We start from the raw sequence: 18,895 nt of genomic DNA, 5'->3' as shown, positions 1-18,895 counted from the left end.
AATTAACTATGCCATTTACACAACCGGATGTTTCATCTGAAGGATACGATTATTTAAGCGACATTCGATCTTTGTAGACACTGTTTATAAATGTTCTAAAAAATCAACAATACAATAACATTAATGTTTGAAAGGTGTTTCAGAGCTATTTAAGTCCATATGTTATTCCACAATCTGGCGCGATTCTCCAATAAGAAGATCGCGTTTTTTCCGTTATAGGGCCAGATTCTGTAACAAGGAACAGCCCTTTATTCACTTAAAGAGTCCCATTGTGTGTAATGTGAATATCTAAATCCCTTAATAATTTTCTAACTAAATATGGACAAAATAAAGTTTTTAATGTTTAATAAACCAAAAAAATACAAGCCTTTTGGGATTTCAATAGGTTTTAGAATAGAGGAGAAAACATGGATAAATTTAAAAAATACTTCGGTCAATTGAATATGACTTGGTCGAGAGTATTTCTTTTAGCTGTTATTACAGCGGTATATACTGCACTTATCAATCAGGTGTCATTTTTAAAAGATACCTCATTTCAAGATATCGCTATTTATGTTGATTGGTGGATTCTTTTTGCTGTATTCATTATTGTGAACTGCGAAAAGTGGTGGGAGGCAGCACTTAAATGCTTCGTGTTCTTCCTTGTTAGCCAGCCTCTAATCTATTTAATTGAGGTGCCGTTTTACGCGCAAGGGTGGGAGATATTCCGCTACTATGATTACTGGTTTAAAATCACACTTCTGACCCTACCAGGTGCTGTGATAGCATTCCAACTTAAAAAGAAAAACTGGCTTAGCGTTCTAGTTTTGTCCGTGGCAACAAGTTATCTTGCTTACGCTAGCGTCGATTATTACAGAGCTGCAATGACAAATTTTCCGAATCATCTCCTCAGCGCTATATTTGCCCTTGGCCTAGCAATGTTCTTTATTTTTGTTTTACTGGATAGGAAAAAGCATCGCATTGCGGCTCTTTCGGTCTTAGCTGCGGTACTTATTGTTTTTGGTCTCTTTACTGGACCAGATAAGACGGAGGAAATATTCCTTGAGGAGGGAAGTTGGACTTACTCGATGGAGGATGAATCCGTTGTCATGATAGAGATGACAGATGACAACCATGCCACTTTGACAGCAAAACAGGATGGTAATACTTTCATCCGCTTTGAAAATACTGACGGTACCGAAATTAACTATTATGTTACTGTAAGCGGTGGTGGTATTTGGATTAATCTATTAGATGAAAGTTAACTAATACTTCATCTTCAACAACAGTCAATACAATTGTCTGTGGGAATTAGGTTACACCTATTATAATTAGACCATATGATCAATCAAGGAAGCTATACAACATACATCCAATAGACTAATATGATATTCCACAATCGGGCGCGAATCTTCAATAAGGAGAATGCGTTTTTCCATTATAGGGTCTGATTGTGAAAGAAAATAACCTAAAAAGGATAAGTGTCTTTTTTTGTTGAAATAGATATTAGTAAGCAAATTTAAAATTGTATTCATTATGTGAGGAGTTGGTTTTTTGGTTAGCCTGTTAGAAAACATCTTTCAAATATCAGCAGTAATCCTACTCATATGTGCAGTCTATTATTATAGACACTTTAAAAAAACTAAGAGAGAAAGAAAATTAACCTCATTTGAATTTTTTTTAGATATTAGATATACAACTATGGATTTTGAGACTTATAATGAAGCACTGGAATCAGACGATAGATTAGAACAGTATTTAGAATATGCTTTGGAGGCTTGGGATAGAGAAATAAATATGGATTGGTAAAATGGAGTGAGTTTTTTTGGACAAATTAGCAGAGGCATTAATTAGTACAATTAATAGTGTGTTTGGTGAAGATAAGCTAAGTTTAATATTTTATTTGGGATTACTATTGATAGCAATCTTACTTTTTAAAGAATTTAAAAATAGAATTGCTGATGAATCAGCAATAAAAAAAGAGCAATTAGATATGGCATTAAAGAGTCTATTAGAATTAAAGTTTGAGTTAGTAAAGTTTAGAGATATATCAAAAGAAGGCGAAGCTTTTGAACAGCTTAAAATAAAGATAATAGATGCTTTTCCGTATGCTTCATATAAGTTAGGGAAAAAACTTCATAATATAAATACTACTATTGATAATGCTCAAATAAATGAATTAATAAAGCTATTAAATTTGGAAATAGAAGGATTAAAGTATAATCAAGATAGCTCAATTGCTATTGTGAATAGTTACAATATAATAGATACTATGAGTTATATATATAGGACAAGATTTCATACTGTATTTACCTCATCTATGATGACACTCATTTCATTACTATTCATCTTGGTTGTGGGATTTTTGAATTTTGCTTTAACAACAGTAGAATCTGCATGGAATAAGTATTTCTTTATTCAAATGATAATAAATCTTATGATATTCTTTTTCTATGTAATACTTGTAAGTAGTCTTTTTCAAGAAGATAAAATTAAAAAAAATGCAACGTCTTGGATATATGTTATTGTCTCAATCATTATTTCTATAGTTCTAATCTCTCTTTATAATAAAGCAATATGGCTTTCTAGTATTCATTTTGTCTTGTTTTTTGTAATGATATTTCTACTAAAGAAAGTTTCAAAGTAATTTAATTTTATTTTTGATATGGCTTATTATATATTTATAATAGAAAGGTCTTTGAACCAAGTTCGTAAATATGTAATACTCCCTAATGGATAAAATAGTTGAAATGAGCGCGGCTTTAAAGCGTGTAAACCCTTGTCGTTCTAAGTGTCGGCATAAGGACTCGCGAATTGTAAATAGGCAGACTACACGCGTAGACGCTTGAGTATTGGAGTTTCTGTACGCGGGTTCGACTCCCGCATTCTCTATTCATAAAGTTAGTTTTAAAAGTCTATTATCATGAGCGGTTTCTATTAGGATGTTCTAACCTTAACTCATCAAAATATAAATTACTCATTTTAAAGTTACTCACCAAAACAATTTAAGAAAACCTTAAGATTTCCCCTATGCTTTTCTTAAACTCTTCTCCTTATGCTAGGTATTGACTAGAAAAGGGGAGAGCATTTTGAAAAAAATTATCATATCAACTTTTATATTAATCTCAAGTTATTTCTTCTTTTATGAGGATTCATCATCAACAATAGAGAATGAATTTTCGATACAGGTCAATTCCAATTCCATTCATAATGGAAATTTAATAGTAGTGAATAAGGATACAAAACTTCAACACGATCCAACGAACTTAACCGTAATTCCTAAGAATTTCGCCAATAATGTTTTAATAGACTCTGATTATTATATTGAAGAGGGCATCTTGGAACCTTTACGACAAATGTTTCAGGCAGCTGAATCTGACGGAATCTATCATTTCAGAATAAATAGTGCTTATCGAGACGAACAATTACAAGCACAATTATATGAGGAAAATGGGAGTGACTATGCACAACCTGCAGGATTTAGTGAGCATCAGACAGGACTGGCTGTAGATATTGGTTCAACCCAAGGGACAATGGATACTGCAACTGAAGCGGCATGGCTAGCGGAACATGCAGCAGAGTTCGGCTTTATTTTGCGATATCCTGCACATAAAATTCATATTACTGGTATTTCATTTGAACCTTGGCATTACCGTTACGTTGGTTTACCACACAGCATCATCATGAAGGAAAAGGACCTTACTTTAGAGGAATATATAACATTATTAAAGCAAAAGAAAGAATACTCCCAAGAGGTAAATGGTGTAAATTATTTCATTCAGTATGAGGAAGAATTAGTGAACCCCGAAACCAATTATTTTGACATATCAGGGGACAATCAAAATGGTTATATCGTTACAACAGTAGAGAAGTAAAAAAAGAGGGGTTCCAAAAATTATTGGAACCCCTTTTGCACATTATTAAATAATTCTTAGCCAGTCTTGCTCCTACGGTGGTCGCATTAAAATGCCACCATCCTCTCACAATTTATCTGTGACGAAAGCGTAAGCGACAGTCGCAAAGGTGACGTCTCAAATGAATTTCAGACGTCACCTTTAATGCATTATCTTAGACCCCTCAACCGATTGATTGAACTTTTTCCCAAAAATCTGCTTCTTAAATTTAAACTGAGCAATCAACACCCCAAGTAAAATCAGAACTGCCCCTACATATCCTTTTGCTGGCAGGATTTCGCCAATGAACATAAATGCAAATAGCGCGGCAAATACAGGTTCTAATGAAAAAATCAATCCAGTGTGGGTTGGTGTTGTATGTTTTTGCGCGACCGCTTGCCCGATGAAACCAATTGCACTACATAGCACACTTAATGCCATGATTGAAACCCATGCTTCAGAATTACTTGGAAGTTGTGGCTGTTCGAAAAGGAAGGTGAAGATTAGACCCCAAACCGCTGCAACACCTAATTGTAAAATTCCAAGAGTGATAGAATCTACATTTTTTGTAAATTTATCAGTGAAAATGATTTGTAATGCGTAACTTAGTGCACCTAAAATAATAATATAATCCCCAGTGTTTATGCTTAATTCGTGATTGAGTGTTAGTAGGGCAATTCCTATAACTGCGATTCCAACACCGAAAATCACCTTTTTTTCTGGCTTTACTTTGAAAAAAATCGCTAATAACATTGGAACAAATACAACAGAAAGACTAAATAAGAACCCAGCATTTGAAACCGTTGTATACTTTAATCCGAATGTCACAGCCGACATGACTAAAAATAACAATGTGCCTAGAATAACCGCATAAAATAATGTTTTTAAATTGATTTGCATTATTCGTTTATAAAAGACTGCCCCAGCTAAGATAAAGGCGATGCCAAAACGTAATGCAACCATATTAAACTCTTGTATCGAATCAAGTCCCATTTTCATAAACAAATACGATGAACCCCAAAACATCGTTACAATTAACATCATGAAATTCGCTTGTAATTGCGTGTCGGAACCAAATAGATTGGTTTTTCTAGAAAAAATCCCCTTCATGTATTTCATCACCCATTCTTATACAGTTTGAACAATTTCAAGTATAATTGTAAAATCAGCATAAGAAAAATGAATGTTTTTAAATGTTAACATGAAAAGAATTCATGTATAAGGAGTGGTCACTTTGTCACTTGTAAAATATGAGATTTTTAGTACTGTTGTGGAATTGGGGAGCATTACGAGAGCAGGGGAAGTACTAGGGTTAAGTCAGTCTGCGGTAAGTCATGCCATTACGAGCCTTGAATCTGAATGGAATTTTACAATCCTAAATCGAGGACGCTCAGGAATCCAATTAACGAGTAATGGGGAGCGTGTTTTAAAATACATTCGTGAAATTCTGAAGTGGAATGAAGAAATGGCGCAAGAAATCGCAAATATCAATGGGCTGGAAATTGGGACAGTGCGGATTGGAACCTTTTCAAGTGTGTCCATTCACTGGTTACCTGAAATTATGAAAGTTTTTAATGAAAATCATCCTTTAATTGAAATCAAACTGCTGGAAGGGGATTATGATGACATCGAACGTTGGATCACAACGGGGTTAGTGGATTTTGGTTTTGTGTCACTTCCAACATCCAAACATCTTGAGGCAATCCCTTTAAAAAAGGACAGAATGCTTTGTATTCTTTCTGCTGAACACCCCCTTGCTAAACAAGATGAAATCAGTTTTGAAAACATTAAAGAGGAACCTTTGATTAAGCCGAAAAAGGGGAGTGACAACGATCTGAACCGGATTTTGAAGGAACATAAAATTACTCCAAATATAAAATTTGAACTGACCGATGACCAAGCGATGATTTCTATGGTGGAAAACGGGATGGGCATTAGTATTCTTCCTGAAATGGTGTTGCATCGGATCCCGACAAAGGTTCGAGCGTTAAAGATAGAGGGAGAAAATTACCGTACTATTGGAATTGCTGCGACGTCTTTTAAAACCCTCGCGCCGGCAACGAAGAAGTTTATTCATTACCTGAAAACATGGTTAGGGGAGTAGGGGAAAGCATCATGCATATGAAGTGGGGATATTATGATGAAGAAAAATTATTTAACGGTGAGTGAACTATCAAAAATCGTCAATTTACCGGTGCGAACATTGCATTACTATGATCAAATTGATTTATTCAAGCCCGCGTATGTTGATCCAAAGACCAATTATCGCTATTATAGTGACTCACAAATTTATCAACTGGATTTAATTAAATCGTTAAAGTATATTGGCACACCGCTTGAAAGTATTAAATACGCACAGTCGTTAACTCTAACAGAATTACTCGACTTTTTATCTGAACAAGAGCAAATTGTTGAACAAAAGGTGCAACGTATGCTGGAGGTACAACAAACGTTATTAAAAACTAAAGAGATGATTGCTGAACAAATTAACATACCAACATACAATGAAGTGTATGAAACAACGATACCCTCCCAACGTTTGATTGCCCTGAAAACAGAAAACCTAAATATCGAAAATATACCGAATGAATATATTAGTTCCCTCACAAAAATGGTCGAGCGAGAAGGGACAATTATTAGTAGAAAATATGGTGCGATATACGAGATGAAAGACTATCAAACCATCGACGAAATTTATTATGATTATCTGTTTACACCTTTATTGACAGAACGTTATGTGGAATTGATCCATGATGACGAACAAATACTGATTATGTCTGAAGGAAAGTATGCCAATATTGCATTTAAATACGAAAATGATGAACAGTATTTTCAAGCATATAAAAAGTTATTCGATGTAGTAAAAGAACCATTATCGCCTGTATATGATGTATTTATGCCGATGAATTACTCATCGACAGAACCAACACAATTCATCGTGGAACTAAAAGTAAAAATTAGTTAAAACTTTTCCTTGACCCTACAGTTGCTGTAGGGTTTATCCTTTGTTGTAACGTAAATCAGAAAGTAGAGGTTTTTCCATATGGAAAAGAAACAAAAAGTGACGCTCGCTTTGTTACTGATGAATTTATTTATAGCGTTTTTAGGAATTGGTCTTGTCATTCCAGTTCTACCAACGATTATGAATGAGTTATCCATTAGTGGGAAAGTGGTAGGCTATTTAACAGCAGCGTTTGCGTTAACACAATTAGTCGTTTCGCCTTATGCAGGGAAGGCGACTGACCGTTTTGGAAGAAAAATTATGATTGTGCTTGGATTGTTCATATTTGGTTTTTCTGAATTCTTATTTGGATTAGGGAAAACAATCGAAGTATTATTTATTTCTCGTATTTTAGGTGGGGTTAGTGCCGCTTTCATTATGCCAGCAGTAACGGCATTTATAGTAGATATTTCAACGATTGAAACACGACCAAAAGCACTCGGTTTTATGTCAGCAGCAATTAGTACGGGGTTCATTATTGGACCTGGTATTGGTGGCTTTTTAGCAGATATCGGAACGCGTGTGCCATTCTTTGCAGCTGGTGTCCTTGGCGTGGTGGCAGCCATTTTATCACAAGTTCTGTTAAAAGAACCAGAACGTGCAGAGGAGCAGGAGCAGGATACAGATACAGTCGGCAAGACGAGTTTAGGTAAAATACTCATGCCGAAATTCCTTATTGCCTTTATCGTTATATTTGTCTCTTCCCTTGGTTTAGCAGCCTTCGAGTCATTTTTTGCACTATTTGCAGATCACAAGTTTGCCTTTACACCAGGTGACATCGCCATTGCCATCACAGGGGGAGCGATTGTCGGAGCAATATTTCAAATCGTTGTATTTGACCGTCTGATGAAGAGTTTGGGAGAAATTAAATTAATTCAAATTAGTTTAATTTTCTCAGCGGCACTTGTTATGGCATCGACTATGGTAAGTTCCTATTGGATGATTATGATCGTGATGTTTACGATATTTATTGGCTTTGATCTAATTCGTCCAGCAGTATCGACGTATCTTTCCCGCATAGCAGGAAACGAGCAAGGCTTTGTCGGTGGAATGAACTCATTCTTCACATCACTTGCAAATGTAATGGGTCCAATTATCGGAGGATTCCTATTTGATGTTGATATAGACTATCCGTTTTATTTCAGTACGGTTGTCATTATCGTCGGATTAGCGATTGCGATGATATGGAAAGATCCATCAGCGAAAAAACTAATAAACTATCAGAAAGAAACGACTTTCTAATTAGGTATCTGTAGTCAAGACACTTGGCTACAGATTTTTTATTTTACTGAAAAAGTATGTATTTTGTGAGTATTTGGAAAAGGGAACTGTTTCATCTAAGAAAGGGAAATTATGTTTAAAGGTATTCATTTGGGGAGATACTAAAGGTTATTGTACGGAAATACTATTTTGTATATAGATGTAAAGGTTATCGGTATAAAATTCAACTTACATTTTTCAATTAAATTGTCAAACATCCTTCATTAGGATTTCACAACTTATTGATAGATTTAATGATGAAATTTATTGAATTTTTGGAGGATTATTATATGAAAAAAGTAATACTATCAATTCCAATTGTATTAGCATTATACGCTTGTGGAAGTGAGGAATCGAAACAAGCAGAACACTCAGCTGAATCGATGCAAACACAAGAACAAAAAATAAGTAAAGTTGAAACAGAACAACAAGTTAATGACAATGCGACAAAGACAAATATTATAAAATTGGACAATCGTTTATCAGAGCCAACAGAAGATACGCATTGTTCTATGTGTAATATGAAAGTATATACAAAAGAGCATCAGATGGGTGTATTTTCTGCGCAAGCCATTAAACCTGATGGATCTGTTGTTTTTTATGATGACATCGGTTGTTTATTAAATGATGAATATGTAAACCAAGTTAAAAATGAGAAATTTGTACGTGATTTTAATACATTGAATTGGTTAAATGTTGAGGATGCTATCATTGTAAAGACAAATTTAAGATCACCGATGAACTGGGGCTATATCTATTTTAAAACTTCAGAAGATGCAAAGGCTTACGTGAAGGAACATAACAAAGCGAAGATATCACCAATCGCACAGGTACGTGAAGAGGCAATTGAGCGTCATAAAAATAAAAAAGCACATAGCCATTCAAGTGAAGGGAATCAAATGGATATGAAAATGGGAGAAAACAACTGATCTGAAAATCATCATGAGTAGGTTATGCCAATGATAAAAATAATTAGAATTGCATTGATTAGTATGTGCTGTGCATTACTAATGATGCCATTCCAAGTGTTTGCACATACCCATCACCAAGAGTCGCCCATACCTAAAGCGAAGCCTTATGTTCAAACAGGTGAAAAAAATACTTTACAAAAATTAATTGATGCTACAGAACCTGGGGGTACTTTACTTTTAGAAGGGCGTACATATCGAGGAACCGTTATCATATCAAAGCCAATAACGATTAAAGGCAGTAAGGATACGAAAATTGTTTCCTTGGATTCAGCTATCACTATTTCCAATGCGAATAATGTCGTCATTGAAGATTTAATGATTCAAGCTGAAAATATCGCCATAATTGGAGAAGAAGTAGATTCGCTCCTGTTAAAAAATATTCAGGTGGAACAAAGGAAAGCCGGAATACAACTGACAAATAGTTCAGGGATTACTCTTGAGAATGTGGATATTACAGGAGAAGAAGGACACTTTTCAACAAAAGGTCATGCCATTGCCATATATAAATCAAAGGGTGTTCAAGCAGCAAATTGTGATATTTGGCGTGTAATGGATGGTTTTTATTTAGAACAAGTTGATAATATAACTCTCAAACACAATTCTATTAAAGAAGGGCGTTATGCTGTTCATTTAATGTATAGCGATAACGTGGAAATAACCACAAATAAATTAGAGTCGAACATGACGGGTTTAATGATTATGGTTGCTAACAATGTATCAATCTATGAAAACCAAATTACGAAAAATAATACTCTGAATAGTTTAGGTGTATATTTGTACGATGATGAAGATGTCGATTTTCATGAAAATGTATTAAGTGAAAATACCGTTGCAATGTCGATCGAAAATACACGGAATATGGAAGTTTCAAATAATGAGTTTTCTACAAATGGAACCGCCATTCAAGCAAAAAAATCAGAGACGCTACAACTAGTAGATAATCAATTTTTCGGAAATATTTTGACGATGCGGACAGACCGAAAAGGAGTACAATTACATCACAATTTTTATGATGACTACGCAGGTAAAGATTATGATGGTGATGGCATCGGTGATACGAAATATATAGCGACAAACTCATTTGGTCAATGGATGGTGCGAAAACCAGTATATCAATATTTTATTGAGTCACCGAGCGTCGTGATTTTAAATTTAATGGATACCGAAGTGACAGATGGTGATACTGCAATCCAAATTGATGAATCACCAGTTGTCATGAAGAAAAATACAAGCCAAGATATTTCAATAAATGCTTGGCAGTTAGGGTGCAGTTTGGTTGTATTAATGACAATTTTATTTGCAAGGAGAAAATTGAGATGAAACTTTGGAAATGGTTATGCCTATTGTTGTTTGTTTTCCTTTTAACTGCTTGTGGAGATAAGGCTTATAAACCGCGAGAGATTAATCCAGAAACAGATGTATGCCATATTTGTAATATGAGTGTGACAAGTATCGATTATGCTGCTCAAGTAGTGTTAAAAAATAACGACATTGTGGTTTTTGATGATTTAGGTTGTTTGATGGAATATATTAAACAAAACGGCGAACAAGAGATCGGTGCAGCTTATATTCGTGATATGAATTCAAGCAATTGGTTAGATATTAAAGACGCTAGCTATGTGTATTCAGCAGATTATTGGACCCCAATGAACTATGGGGTATTAGCTTTTGCTAGTGAACAAGAGGCAAAAGAATATATGAAAGAAAATCCTGGTAAAATCGTACCTTACGAAAACTTGTTAACCTTTAATTGGGGAGTACACGAACACGAATGAGTACGCAAATGATATTACTAGAATATAAACAACTTTTACGTAGCCGATGGATTCAAATTGTGACAATACTATTTGCAATTGTGTTCACAGCCATTTTAATGATTCAACATTTAGCCATGCCCGATACTACAGGATTCACGCGACAAACAGCTTCTTTACTAAATATTTTACTATTTTTACTTCCATTATTTATGCTTACAATCGGCAGCATGAATATTGCAAGTGATAAAGAATCAGGATGGTTAGGATTGTTACGTACCTATCCTTTAAACATGGGAAACTATGTGCTGACTAAATATATTGCATTTTGTTTAGTTTTTTCAGGGATTTTTCTATTTGTCGTGACTATTGCTTTTTTTGTAGGTAGTTTTTTCGGCGGGATTAATCTACCGTTATTTGCAATCGGAATTACCGCTATCATTATCTTTATTTTTAATGCGCTTAGTATATTCGTTGGAAGTATTGCTAAAAGTAGATTACATGCTTTAGCACTTGGCTTAGGTGTTTGGTCGGTTGTGACGTTAGTATGGAATTATATCGTGATGGCTATTGGAACGATCACAGCGGAACATGTATTACAAAAAATTGTCATATTATCAATTCATATGAATCCGTTAGAATGGATTCGTTACGGATATTTTGTCTTTTCGAAACAAACCGCTGTATTGGGACCTGCATTTTACGGAGTATCCAAGTTCTACACTTCGTTCGTTGGTTTTTTATTTTTCCTTTTCGTATCGCTGATGTGGATCGTGTTTTCATTACTAGGAGCTAAAATAATACTAACGATAAGAGGGAAAAGAGGATGACAGTTCAACTTCAACAAGTAACCAAAGCCTTTAAAAATGGTCGTGGTATTTATGATGTTAGTTTTGAGTTAAAACCAGGACGAATTACCGCATTAGTAGGTTCAAATGGGGCAGGGAAAAGTACGATAATCAATATTTTAATTAATTTAATAAAACCGGATAGCGGTAAAATTATACGTGCAACTTCAGATGTAAGATATATGCCAGATGATATCGATTTTCCAGATACGTTAACTGCAGAAGAAATAATAAGATTTTTAGGTGAGCTGAAAAAAGTACCTTTGTTAAAGCAAAGCGAGCTTTTAAATAAAGTAGGCTTACAAGATGCGAAAACAATGAAAATTGGTCAGTTTTCGAAAGGAATGCGTCAACGTTTAAATTTTGCGCAAAGTTTAATGGGAGAAAGTGAACTGTTTATTTTAGATGAGCCGACAAATGGATTAGATCCTTATTGGATTGCCCATTTAAAATCGGTATTAAAAGAAGAACGTGCCAATAACCAAATTATTCTTTTTTCTACGCATTTATTAAGTTTAGCTGAAGAAATTGCCGATCAAGTGATTTTGATCCATCATGGCCGTATATTAGCAACTGGTGAGATTCATCAATTATTACAAGGAAATAATTGTACTACTCTTGAACAGTTATGGCTACAAATGACGAGACAAAAGGTTCAACAATGAAGAAATGGGTAATTCCTTTGTTGTTGTTAACTGCAATTGTTTATATAATTCTTGAATTTATGGACACTTCACAAAAAGTAGAGTCTATTGAAAAGGCACGAACTATGCAAGCAACCGATTTTTCATTGCCAACTTTAAACGGGGAAGAACGTACTTTATCATCTGAAAAAGGGAAGGTAGTCATTATCAATTTTTGGGCATCTTGGTGTAAACCGTGTAAAATTGAAGCACCACATCTTCAAGCATTTTATGATAAACATCAAGAAGAGGTTGAAATTTTAGGTATGAATTTGACAAAAAAAGATAGTAAAGCAGATGTTCAACAATTTGTAGACCATTTCGGTTTAACGTTCCCAATACTACTAGACCAAACTGGTGATGTAAGTACCATGTACGGAGCATTCACAATTCCAACGACGATCATTTTAAATAGGAATGGTGAAATTATACATGAAATTGCGGGTCCCCTTGATACAGATTATCTTGAGAAACTAATACAACCAATTATCGAAAGTTAACTTTGTAAATTTCACAAAGCAGACGAATTGGAGACAAAAATACCTTCCTAAAAAGCAGGAAGGTATTTTACATTTTATTTAATCTTGTTAAATTGCTCTACTGTTAAAACTTTAGATTCATCCCATTCAACTGGAATCATGATATTTCCATATTCACTATAAACCTTTGTTTTAATTAATTGATTGTCATTAGGATTATAGGGATTGAAAGCAGCATGTTTAACCCATTCAGTTGTACCGTTGCTTCCTTTGATTTTAACCCAAGCATGGTATGGCTGGCTATCACCTACGAATACATAGTCACCAGTCCATTCGAAAACAACCACGGGTGCGGCAGGAACTTCAATCGTTAAAATGTTCACTGTTTCACCGAAGTAATTTTCATCTTGTAATTCATCAGATGTATAGTTTACTATCTCACCTGGATTTAATTCATCTAGTGTAACGTCTTCTTCCTCAATTTCACCATTACTTAACATTTTTTCAACGGTAAATGTTAGTGAATAAGTACCTGTTTCTTCATCCCAAACAAAATTCTGATTATTAACCGCGTATTTTGTAACAACAGGTAATACCTCAACTTCAACTATTGAGCTGTTATTACTGTGCACTTTACCTGCTTTTTGTCCGTTATGAAATTTTGTTTCTGCAATTACTTCAACACTTGTTAAGTCATGGCTTGTTAAGGCAACAGTAGCAATAAAGCCGTACGTTTTTGATTTCCCTGGAATTGCCCACATTTTGTCGACACTTTGTCCGCCAACTGTGATATAAAGATTAGCTAAATCATCACGAGCTCCATCAATTACTACTTCCCCTGATACTACTTGGGATGTACCATAGTAGCCAGAAATAGGAGCAAAGGTAATTTGTGCTGTTCCAATTCCGTTCGTGTTTCTTCCATCTTCTTGAATGATAGGGTTAGAGTTAGCAGCTGGTTCTTTGGCTGGTCCTTTTGCCATTACCCCAGTACCCATACTAAAAACTAAAGAACCTGCAATAATTACTGCACTAAACTTTTTCAATTTTCATTTCTCCTCTTATATAAAATAATTTAATAAGAGGGTCGGTTACACTACTAGCTCCACATAGTCCAAGTGTCCATATACAGACTATGCCTCATAGCCCCCCTAAAAAGAGGTCCGGTTACACTACTAGCTCCATATAACCAAAGTGTCCAAATAAAGGTTACATATCATCGCTTACCAAATGCAAATGATGAATAAACTTTTCAAATGTTCATTCAAACAGCAACTATATAGACTTATTTTGTGGCCACTTAAAATAGGTCTAAGTTGCTAGTAAACACATTATAAACTATCAATATAGGTAAAATACACCTTTTTTTGCAACATTTTAAGTAAAAGATTATGACAACTTTCTTACATAGAAAGTGGACGAAAGGTGGTTTCCGTTGTGCAAATTTGGACGCTTTTCTTGGAGAAGGAAAGTGTTTTTTTCATTTGAATAAAACAGCTTTCGAGTATTGTATTGAAGAAATTAATTTATAAAAAGCAATTATCTTTACTCTACCTAAATTTACTTATAAAATATAATTATATTTCATAAGTAATCAGGAGGATATTATGAAAATCAATTCAAGTTTAATAGAAGCTGTAATGAACTCTTTATTTGTAGCTAAAAAAACTTTTGAAGCATTACCTCCTCTGCCACCGGGGATAAAGCCTATCTATCACCGAGTACTGAATTTGTTGTATTTGAATAAGGAGCAGGAAAAGGAATTTCGTGTTTCCGAGTTAAGTGTGGCGTTGGATATGCAACTGCCGAATATGACAAAAATCATTAATGAAATGACGGATGCGGGTTTAGTGCAAAAAGTCCGCTCGAATCAGGATAAACGTGCGGTGTTTATTCAGATAACAGAAGAGGGGACCGATTATTTTATAAACCATGTACTAGTCTATCGGAAACGGCTACAAGAGGAATTTGAAGACATTGACGAAGAAGATTGCTACACAATGATTCGGATGATCCATACGATTCAGAAAAAAATACAAAAAGCCTATGATAGAAATGGGGAAATGTAGCGAATGGAAAGTGACAAAATTTGGACCAAGGATTTTATTATTTTATTATCTTCGAATTTCTTTGTATCTTTAAGCTTTTACTTATTAATGACATCTATGGCTGCCTATGCGATTCAAGAGTTTCATGTAACCGAAAGTAAAGCTGGTTTAGCAGTAAGTATCTTTATTATTGGGGCATTGGTCTCGCGGTTATTTTCTGGAAAGTTTATCGATGTGATTGGTCGTAAAAAAATGCTATTTAGTGGTTTAATATTATTTTTAATTGGTACCATTTCATATTTATTCGTAAATAATATTAGCTTCTTAATGATTGGTCGATTTATTCATGGACTGGGGTTTGGCATTTCAACGACAGTTATAATGACTGTCAATATGGCATCAATTCCAAAAAGTAAACGAGGCGAGGGGATTGGTTACTTTTCTTTAAGTACCGCAGCTGGAACTGCCATCGGACCCTTTCTTGCGTTATATTTAACACATCAGTTTACTTATCAAACGATGTTTATTTATTGTATCGTGTTTAGTGCCATCGCATTAGGTTCATCCGTATTTCTCAAAATACATGAGATTGATTTAACCCCTGAACAAAAAGCGAATATCAAAAAGAGTTTTCGTTTCAAAGATTTCTATGATAAAGAAGCGCTACCTGTATCATTATTGATGTTCATTAGTGGGATTGCCTATTCAGGAGTGATTTCATTTATTAATTCCTATGCTATGGGGATGAATTTAACAAAAGCTGCTTCATTCTTCTTTGTTGTGTACGCGATCTTTTTATTTGTATGTCGACCGATTGCAGGAAAGTTATTCGACAGTAAAGGTGAAAATATCGTTGTGTATCCATCATTTGCATTTTTTGCGATTAGTCTATTTTTCATTACGATTGCAAACAATGGCTTTATTCTGTTACTTGGAGGAGTATTTTTAGCGATTGGCTATGGAAACATTATGTCGAGCATGCAAACGATAATTGGTAAAGTGACACCGCCCCATCGATTAGGACTAGCAATATCTACACTTTTTATTTGCATGGATGCTGGGTCGGGAACCGGTCCGTTTGTTTTAGGATTAATTGCAGAGAAGTTTGGATTCCAGACGATGTATGGGGTTCTTGCAATTACAGTTCTCTTTTTAATTCCTTTTTATTATTTCGTACATGGGAAAAAAGCAAGTGCTGTGAAAACATTATAAATTGAAATAGTCAACATACGAGCGCGATTCTTCAAAAGAATCAGCGCTCGTTTCTCTTACGGTTTATACTGAAGTAGCTAATTATTTAACACATTATCTTCTAAAACAGTACTTTTATCACCATAAATCTTTGTTAAATGCTGATCTCCCCAAGCACATAATGCATTTAATATACCTTCTAAGCTTCGACCATACTCACTAAGCTCGTATTCTACTTTAGGTGGAATTTGATTGTGTACGATACGATTAATAACACCATCTTCTTCTAGCTCGCGCAGTTGTTGCGTGAGCATTTTTTGTGTGATATTAGGCATTAGTCGTTTCAATTCGCTTGTACGTTTTTTTCCGTGAGTTAAATGGCAGAGAATCACACACTTCCATTTTCCACCAATAACTTCTAATGTTGCTTCAACTGAAATATTGTATTTCTTTTTTTCCATTATTAAACCTCCTCTTTATAGGCACTAAAAAGTACCTATATTACTTTTAGGTTCCTATATCACTTTAAAGTGCGTACTTCTCTTAATGATTGATATAACCCATAATAACATTTGCCGGCAGATTAACACTATACTTTCCTTCAACAAAAGGGAAAGTTTCAATTTTTACAGCAAGAAAAGGAGAAGGAATTATGGTCTTAAATAAGAAGCAAAGTATGGCATTACTTGCTTTAGCAATTAGTGCATTTGCAATCGGAACGACAGAATTCATTAGTGTCGGATTGCTGCCTCTGATTGCAAACGATTTAGATGTCCCCATTACTACAGCGGGATTAACAGTATCTTTATATGCTTTAGGCGTCACATTTGGGGCACCAATTTTAACATCATTGACATCGCGAATGGCACGTAAGACATTATTACTTTGGATAATGATTGTTTTTATTATTGGCAATACTCTCGCTGCGTTCTCTACGACAATTGGTTTATTGCTAGTAGCCCGTGTTATCTCAGCATTTTCCCATGGAGTGTTTATGTCAATTAGATCGACAATCGCAGCAGATTTAGTTCCGGAAAATCGTAGAGCTAGCGCGATTTCAATTATGTTTACAGGTCTTACTGTAGCTACGGTAACTGGTGTACCATTTGGAACCTTTATTGGACAGCAGTTAGGATGGAGAACAGCCTTTATAACGATAGTTATTATTGGAGTAATTGCCCTCATTGCAAATAGCATTCTCGTCCCATCTAATTTACGAAAAGGAGTAAAAACAACCTTTCACGATCAGCTAAAGCTTGTGACAAATGGTCGGATATTACTTTTATTCATCATTACCGCATTAGGATATGGTGGAACCTTTGTCGTGTTCACTTATTTATCCCCATTACTTCAAGATATCACTGGGTTTAAAGAGGGAACTGTGGCGATCATTTTATTAGCTTACGGGGTTGCCATTGCGATTGGGAATATGATTGGAGGGAAGCTTTCCAACCAAAACCCAATTCGAGCACTGTTCTTTATGTTTATAGTACAAGCAATCGTGTTATTAATTTTATGGTTTACAGCTCCATTTAAAATTGCGGGATTAATAACGATTCTTTTGATGGGACTGTTAGCATTTATGAATGTGCCAGGATTGCAAGTGTATGTTGTGATGTTAGCAGAGCGCTTTGTTCCTAGTGCCGTAGATGTGGCATCAGCAATAAACATTGCTGCATTTAATGCCGGGATTGCAATAGGTTCTTATTTAGGTGGGCTTGTTACAGATTCAATCGGACTAATCCATACTTCTTGGATTGGATCACTTATGGTTATAGCGGCTGCAATTTTAACGGGTTTCAGCAGTGCTTTAGAACGAAAAGATAAAGTAAATAAAATACAATAAAAATTTTGGAGGAATTAATGATGATGGTAAAAAATTTAAAAGATACAACAACTTTGCATAACGGTGTGAAAATGCCTTGGTTTGGAATAGGTGTTTTTAAAGTGGAAGAAGGTCCTGAGTTGGTAAATGCAGTAAAAACAGCAATTAAACACGGATACCGTAGTGTGGATACAGCTGCGATTTATGAGAATGAAGAAGGTGTAGGCAAAGGAATTCAAGAAGGTTTAAAGGAGGCTGGTATTTCAAGGGAAGAGCTATTTGTTACATCGAAGGTCTGGAATGCGGATTTAGGATATGAATCAACAATAGCTGCCTATGAAACTAGCTTAAAAAATCTAGGTTTAGAGTATTTGGATTTATATTTGATTCATTGGCCAGTTGAAGGCAAGTATAAAGATGCATGGAGAGCGTTGGAAACTCTTTATAAAGAAGGACGAGTAAAAGCAATTGGTGTAAGTAATTTTCAAATTCATCATCTAGAAGAGCTAAGGAAAGATGCTGAAATAAAACCAATGATCAATCAAGTGGAAAATCATCCACGATTAACTCAAAAAGCATTAAAAGCATTTTGTCAGGACAATGGAATTCAGCTTGAAGCGTGGTCACCATTAATGCAAGGTCAATTGCTAGATAATGAAGTTTTACAGGAGATTGCGAACAAGCACAATAAATCTGTTGCTCAAGTAATATTGCGCTGGGACTTACAAAACGGGGTTGTTACCATTCCAAAATCAACAAAAGAGCATCGAATTATTGAAAACGCCAATGTATTTGATTTTGAATTAACGACAGAGGAAATGGAAATCATTGATGAATTAAATCAAAACCTTCGCGTAGGACCAGACCCAGATAATTTTGATTTTTAATCAGGTTATTCTTGTTAAACTAACAGGCGCTTTCCGTAAAAAATACGGGAAGTGTCTTTTTTTATTACCTTTCCTA

At 34.9% G+C, this 18,895-nt stretch carries 20 protein-coding genes and 1 riboswitch; of the genes, 17 read left to right on the top strand and 3 right to left on the bottom strand.

What is annotated here, in order from left to right; genetic code table 11:
• Nucleotides 1–407: 407 nt before the first annotated feature.
• The 4 genes from NKR20_RS08975 (at nt 408) to NKR20_RS08960 (ending at nt 3,854) form a co-directional block, all read left to right on the top strand.
• A complete protein-coding gene (locus NKR20_RS08975; protein ID WP_253425560.1) occupies nt 408–1,244 on the top strand; it encodes a hypothetical protein in 837 nt (278 codons plus the stop codon).
• A gap of 289 nt (nt 1,245–1,533) precedes the next feature.
• Nucleotides 1,534–1,788, top strand: coding sequence for a hypothetical protein (locus NKR20_RS08970; RefSeq protein WP_253425558.1), 255 nt, complete (start codon nt 1,534–1,536; stop codon nt 1,786–1,788).
• Between the two features lie 16 nt (nt 1,789–1,804).
• Nucleotides 1,805–2,626 carry a hypothetical protein gene (locus NKR20_RS08965; protein ID WP_253425555.1) on the top strand — a complete coding sequence of 274 codons (822 nt, stop codon included), beginning with the start codon at nt 1,805–1,807 and terminating at the stop codon, nt 2,624–2,626.
• Between the two features lie 442 nt (nt 2,627–3,068).
• A complete protein-coding gene (locus NKR20_RS08960) occupies nt 3,069–3,854 on the top strand; it encodes a M15 family metallopeptidase (protein WP_253425552.1) in 786 nt (261 codons plus the stop codon).
• A 180-nt stretch (nt 3,855–4,034) separates the two neighbouring features.
• Here NKR20_RS08960 and NKR20_RS08955 read toward each other — a convergent pair whose 3' ends face one another.
• Nucleotides 4,035–4,982 (bottom strand): DMT family transporter, encoded by a 948-nt coding sequence (locus NKR20_RS08955; protein ID WP_253425549.1) that lies wholly within the window; start codon nt 4,980–4,982, stop codon nt 4,035–4,037.
• A gap of 124 nt (nt 4,983–5,106) precedes the next feature.
• On the opposite strand from NKR20_RS08955, the gene NKR20_RS08950 reads away from it, so the two are divergent.
• The 9 genes from NKR20_RS08950 (at nt 5,107) to NKR20_RS08910 (ending at nt 12,889) form a co-directional block, all read left to right on the top strand.
• On the top strand, nt 5,107–5,976 hold the full coding sequence (locus NKR20_RS08950; RefSeq protein ID WP_253425546.1) for a LysR family transcriptional regulator: 870 nt from the start codon (nt 5,107–5,109) through the stop codon (nt 5,974–5,976).
• A 33-nt stretch (nt 5,977–6,009) separates the two neighbouring features.
• Nucleotides 6,010–6,837 (top strand): MerR family transcriptional regulator, encoded by an 828-nt coding sequence (locus NKR20_RS08945; RefSeq protein ID WP_253425542.1) that lies wholly within the window; start codon nt 6,010–6,012, stop codon nt 6,835–6,837.
• Nucleotides 6,838–6,915: 78 nt separating this feature from the next.
• Nucleotides 6,916–8,115: a multidrug efflux MFS transporter NorA gene (norA, locus tag NKR20_RS08940; RefSeq protein WP_253425540.1), complete on the top strand. Its 1,200-nt coding sequence runs from the start codon at nt 6,916–6,918 to the stop codon at nt 8,113–8,115.
• A 308-nt stretch (nt 8,116–8,423) separates the two neighbouring features.
• Complete coding sequence (locus NKR20_RS08935) at nt 8,424–9,062, top strand: nitrous oxide reductase accessory protein NosL (protein WP_253425537.1); 639 nt, start codon at nt 8,424–8,426, stop codon at nt 9,060–9,062.
• Nucleotides 9,063–9,092: 30 nt separating this feature from the next.
• Nucleotides 9,093–10,424: a right-handed parallel beta-helix repeat-containing protein gene (locus tag NKR20_RS08930; protein WP_253425534.1), complete on the top strand. Its 1,332-nt coding sequence runs from the start codon at nt 9,093–9,095 to the stop codon at nt 10,422–10,424.
• Nucleotides 10,421–10,879, top strand: a complete 459-nt coding sequence (locus tag NKR20_RS08925; protein ID WP_253425531.1) for a nitrous oxide reductase accessory protein NosL — start codon at nt 10,421–10,423, stop codon at nt 10,877–10,879. The genes NKR20_RS08930 and NKR20_RS08925 overlap by 4 nt, the downstream gene beginning before the upstream one ends.
• Nucleotides 10,876–11,688: an ABC transporter permease gene (locus NKR20_RS08920; protein WP_253425528.1), complete on the top strand. Its 813-nt coding sequence runs from the start codon at nt 10,876–10,878 to the stop codon at nt 11,686–11,688. The genes NKR20_RS08925 and NKR20_RS08920 overlap by 4 nt, the downstream gene beginning before the upstream one ends.
• Nucleotides 11,685–12,371, top strand: coding sequence for an ABC transporter ATP-binding protein (locus NKR20_RS08915; RefSeq protein ID WP_253425525.1), 687 nt, complete (start codon nt 11,685–11,687; stop codon nt 12,369–12,371). The genes NKR20_RS08920 and NKR20_RS08915 overlap by 4 nt, the downstream gene beginning before the upstream one ends.
• The gene (locus NKR20_RS08910) at nt 12,335–12,889 is read left to right on the top strand and encodes a TlpA family protein disulfide reductase (RefSeq protein ID WP_253425522.1); all 555 of its coding nucleotides are present in this window, start codon (nt 12,335–12,337) and stop codon (nt 12,887–12,889) included. The genes NKR20_RS08915 and NKR20_RS08910 overlap by 37 nt, the downstream gene beginning before the upstream one ends.
• A gap of 74 nt (nt 12,890–12,963) precedes the next feature.
• On the opposite strand, the gene NKR20_RS08905 is transcribed toward NKR20_RS08910, so the two are convergent.
• Nucleotides 12,964–13,914, bottom strand: a complete 951-nt coding sequence (locus NKR20_RS08905) for a hypothetical protein (protein WP_253425519.1) — start codon at nt 13,912–13,914, stop codon at nt 12,964–12,966.
• A gap of 30 nt (nt 13,915–13,944) precedes the next feature.
• Nucleotides 13,945–14,028, bottom strand: a riboswitch (cyclic di-GMP riboswitch).
• A gap of 447 nt (nt 14,029–14,475) precedes the next feature.
• Here NKR20_RS08905 and NKR20_RS08900 point away from each other — a divergent pair.
• Together NKR20_RS08900 and NKR20_RS08895 are read left to right on the top strand one after the other, a co-directional pair.
• On the top strand, nt 14,476–14,937 hold the full coding sequence (locus NKR20_RS08900) for a MarR family winged helix-turn-helix transcriptional regulator (protein ID WP_253425516.1): 462 nt from the start codon (nt 14,476–14,478) through the stop codon (nt 14,935–14,937).
• Nucleotides 14,938–14,940: 3 nt separating this feature from the next.
• On the top strand, nt 14,941–16,128 hold the full coding sequence (locus tag NKR20_RS08895; RefSeq protein WP_253425513.1) for an MFS transporter: 1,188 nt from the start codon (nt 14,941–14,943) through the stop codon (nt 16,126–16,128).
• Nucleotides 16,129–16,205: 77 nt separating this feature from the next.
• Here the strand turns inward: NKR20_RS08895 and NKR20_RS08890 are convergent, their stop codons facing one another.
• Entirely contained in the window at nt 16,206–16,568 is a 363-nt protein-coding gene (locus tag NKR20_RS08890) for a winged helix-turn-helix transcriptional regulator (protein ID WP_121215207.1), read from the bottom strand.
• 191 nt (nt 16,569–16,759) lie between these two features.
• Between NKR20_RS08890 and NKR20_RS08885 the strand changes: the two genes are divergently transcribed.
• Both NKR20_RS08885 and NKR20_RS08880 read left to right on the top strand, forming a co-directional pair.
• The gene (locus tag NKR20_RS08885) at nt 16,760–17,953 is read left to right on the top strand and encodes an MFS transporter (protein WP_253425509.1); all 1,194 of its coding nucleotides are present in this window, start codon (nt 16,760–16,762) and stop codon (nt 17,951–17,953) included.
• A gap of 23 nt (nt 17,954–17,976) precedes the next feature.
• Nucleotides 17,977–18,819: an aldo/keto reductase gene (locus NKR20_RS08880; RefSeq protein WP_253428096.1), complete on the top strand. Its 843-nt coding sequence runs from the start codon at nt 17,977–17,979 to the stop codon at nt 18,817–18,819.
• The last annotated feature ends 76 nt before the right edge of the window (nt 18,820–18,895 follow it).

This window comes from Ureibacillus endophyticus, from assembly GCF_024159215.1.
Lineage (GTDB): Bacteria > Bacillota > Bacilli > Bacillales_A > Planococcaceae > Ureibacillus > Ureibacillus endophyticus.
Note: the sequence above shows the minus strand (reverse complement) of the source record. Positions and strands in the feature narration are given on the sequence as shown.